This window comes from Pseudomonas sp. 05T35 (assembly GCF_056396605.1).
Genome location: NZ_JBFTLU010000635.1, coordinates 1 through 3,536 on the forward strand (window position 1 = coordinate 1; position 3,536 = coordinate 3,536).

A 3,536-nucleotide genomic window follows, 5' to 3' on the forward strand; every position below is an offset into this window, starting at 1 on the left:
ATGTTGACTGACCCATCGCTATCGCGAGCAGGCTCGCTCCCACAGGTCCGTGTCGTTACAGGGACATTGAGGTATTGAAATGAACAGATTTCACGAAAAAGTCGCGCTGATTACCGGTGCGGCCCAAGGGATTGGCCGCCGCGTCGCCGAACGCATGGCCGCCGAAGGTGCGCGGCTGATTCTGGTCGACCGCTCCGAGCTGGTGTTTGAGCTGCAAGAACAGCTGGGGCAAACCAGCGAAGTACTGACCCTCACCGCCGACCTCGAACAGTACGCCGAGTGCCAGCGCGTGATGACGGCGGCCATCGAGCGTTTCGGGCGTCTGGATATATTGGTCAACAATGTAGGCGGGACCATCTGGGCCAAGCCTTTCGAGCATTACGAAGAGCAACAGATCGAAGCGGAAGTGCGCCGTTCGCTGTTTCCGACGCTGTGGTGCTGCCATGCCGCGCTGCCATTCATGCTGGAGCAGGGCAGTGGCGCCATCGTCAACGTGTCGTCCGTTGCCACGCGCGGGGTCAATCGCGTGCCTTATGGCGCGGCCAAGGGCGGGGTCAATGCGCTCACCGCGTGCCTGGCGTTTGAAACCGCCGAGCGCGGTGTGCGGGTCAACGCCACGGCCCCTGGCGGCACCGAAGCGCCACCACGGAGGATTCCGCGCAACAGTGCCGAGCAGAGCCCGCAAGAGAAGGTCTGGTATCAGCAGATTGTCGATCAAACCGTCGACAGCAGCCTGATGAAGCGCTACGGCACGATTGACGAACAGGTCGGGGCGATCCTGTTTCTGGCCTCTGACGACGCGGCCTACATCACCGGGTTGGTGATGCCGGTTGGCGGCGGTGATCAAGGCTGAGGTATCCCTTGTGGGAGCGAGCCGGCTTCCACAGGGTTGGGCTGAGCCCTTTCAAGCTCTGTGTTAACATCGCGCCCTTATGTAAACGCTACACAGAAGGGGTGAACAACGATGGCTCAGAGGATGGTGGTGCTCGACACCGAAACCACCGGCATGCCGGTGACCGACGGCCACCGGATTATCGAGATCGGTTGCGTCGAGTTGATCGGTCGACGCCTGACGGGCCGGCATTTCCACGTTTATTTGCAACCGGACCGGGAGAGTGACGAGGGCGCGATTGGCGTCCACGGCATCACCAACGAGTTCCTGGTGGGCAAACCGCGTTTTGCTGAAGTGGCCGATGAGTTCTTCGAGTTCATCAAGGGCGCGCAGCTGATCATCCATAACGCGGCGTTCGACGTTGGCTTCATCAACAACGAATTCGCGCTGATGGGCCAGCAGGATCGGGCGGATATCACCCAGCATTGCTCGATCCTCGATACCCTGATGATGGCGCGCGAGCGTCACCCGGGGCAGCGCAACAGCCTCGATGCCTTGTGCAAACGCTATGGCGTCGACAACTCCGGCCGTGAGCTGCACGGCGCCTTGCTCGACTCCGAGATTCTTGCTGACGTTTACCTGACCATGACCGGCGGCCAGACCAGTCTGTCGCTGGCGGGTAACGCGTCTGACGGCAACGGTTCGGGCGAAGGCTCGGGCAATCAGGCGAGCGAGATCCGTCGTCTGCCAGCGGATCGCACGCCAGCACGGATTATCCGCGCCAGTGAAGCGGAGCTGGCCGAGCACGCCTCGCGCCTTGAAGTGATCGCCAAGTCTGCCGGTGCTCCGGCGCTCTGGACCCAGCTGGCCGAGGCCGAGGCAAGTCAATAATTAAGGTGTTGCACGCTCACCGCAGGTTCGGCAGCTGCTACGGTACGGATCGCTGTGCTGGGTAATGCTCGCTCGCCACACGGGCCGCAACCCTCTACCCTGAGTGTATTGGCAGACTACGGTCTGCTGCCTCAGGACGCCGAGCCCCATGTATAAAGACTTGAAGTTCCCGGTCCTTATTGTCCACCGCGACATCAAGGCCGACACGGTCGCCGGTGATCGCGTGCGTGCCATCGCCACGGAGCTTTCACAGGAAGGTTTCAGTGTCCTTTCGGCGGTGGATTACACCGAAGGCCGACTGGTCGCTTCGACTCACCACGGCCTCGCGTGCATGTTGATTGCCGCCGAAGGCGCCGGGGAAAACACCCACCTTTTACAGAACATGGCCGAATTGATTCGTGTGGCCCGCGCCCGTGCGCCGAATTTGCCGATCTTCGCCCTGGGTGAGCAAGTCACTCTGGAAAACGCCCCGGCCGATGCCATGAGCGAACTGAACCAGTTGCGTGGCATCCTTTATTTGTTCGAAGACACTGTGCCGTTTCTGGCACGCCAGGTTGCCCGGGCGGCGCGCAGCTACCTCGATGGCTTGCTGCCACCGTTTTTCAAGGCCTTGGTGCAACACACCGCCGATTCCAACTATTCCTGGCACACCCCGGGGMATGGCGGGGGGGTGGCTTATCACAAAAGCCCGGTAGGGCAGGCGTTCCACCAGTTTTTTGGGGAAAACACCCTGCGTTCGGACCTGTCGGTCTCGGTGCCGGAGCTCGGCTCATTGCTCGACCACACCGGGCCACTGGCGGAAGCCGAGGCCCGTGCAGCACATAATTTTGGCGCCGATCACACGTTTTTCGTGATCAATGGCACCTCGACGGCCAACAAGATCGTCTGGCAAGCCATGGTCGCGCGTGACGACCTGGTGCTGGTGGACCGCAACTGCCACAAATCGGTGTTGCACTCGATCATCATGACCGGGGCGATCCCGCTGTACCTGTGTCCGGAGCGCAACGAACTGGGGATCATCGGGCCGATTCCACTGAGCGAATTCAGCCGTGAATCGATCCAGGCCAAGATCGACGCGAGCCCGTTGACCAAGGGCCGAGAGCCCAAGGTCAAGCTGGCGGTGGTGACCAACTCGACGTACGACGGCCTCTGCTACAACGCCGAACTGATCAAGCAAACGTTGGGCAACAGCGTCGAAGTGTTGCACTTCGACGAAGCCTGGTATGCGTATGCAGCGTTTCACGAGTTCTTTGCCGGGCGTTATGGCATGGGCACTTCGCGCACTGGCGACAGCCCGCTGGTGTTCACCACCCATTCCACGCACAAACTGCTGGCGGCCTTCAGCCAGGCGTCGATGATTCACGTGCAGGATGGTGGCGCTCGTCAACTGGACCGCGACCGTTTCAATGAAGCGTTCATGATGCACATCTCCACCTCGCCGCAATACAGCATCATCGCCTCGCTGGACGTGGCGTCGGCGATGATGGAAGGCCCGGCCGGCCGTTCGCTGTTGCAGGAAATGTTCGATGAAGCCCTGAGTTTCCGCCGGGCGCTGGCCAATCTGCGCCAGCATATCGCCACCGACGACTGGTGGTTCTCGATCTGGCAGCCACCGCTGGTGGAGGGGATCGACAGGGTCACGACCTCCGACTGGCTGTTGCAGCCCGAAGCCGATTGGCACGGCTTTGGCGACATTGCCGAAGATTACGTGCTGCTGGACCCGATCAAAGTGACGCTGGTGATGCCGGGGCTGACGGCCGGTGGCGCGCTGAGCGAGCGGGGGATTCCGGCGGCAGTGGTCAGCAAGTTCCTC

Annotated in this window: 3 protein-coding genes; all 3 read left to right on the forward strand. The window is 61.4% G+C overall.

What is annotated here, in order from left to right; genetic code table 11:
- The first annotated feature begins 79 nt into the window (after positions 1 to 79).
- Positions 80 to 853 carry a 1,6-dihydroxycyclohexa-2,4-diene-1-carboxylate dehydrogenase gene (locus AC1DH9_RS28240; RefSeq protein WP_427537564.1) on the forward strand — a complete coding sequence of 258 codons (774 nt, stop codon included), beginning with the start codon at positions 80 to 82 and terminating at the stop codon, positions 851 to 853.
- 111 nt (positions 854 to 964) lie between these two features.
- On the forward strand, positions 965 to 1,723 hold the full coding sequence (dnaQ, locus tag AC1DH9_RS28245; protein WP_427537561.1) for a DNA polymerase III subunit epsilon: 759 nt from the start codon (positions 965 to 967) through the stop codon (positions 1,721 to 1,723).
- A 148-nt stretch (positions 1,724 to 1,871) separates the two neighbouring features.
- Positions 1,872 to 3,536, forward strand: a 1,665-nt coding sequence (locus AC1DH9_RS28250) for an Orn/Lys/Arg decarboxylase N-terminal domain-containing protein (RefSeq protein WP_477809243.1), incomplete at its 3' end; no start/stop codon positions are given.

Excerpts from the sequence above, each read along its gene's own strand:
- dnaQ (WP_427537561.1), top strand. The coding sequence starts at position 965 with ATGGCTCAGAGGATGGTGGTGCTCGACACCGAAACCACCGGCATGCCG.
- AC1DH9_RS28240 (WP_427537564.1), top strand. The coding sequence starts at position 80 with ATGAACAGATTTCACGAAAAAGTCGCGCTGATTACCGGTGCGGCCCAA.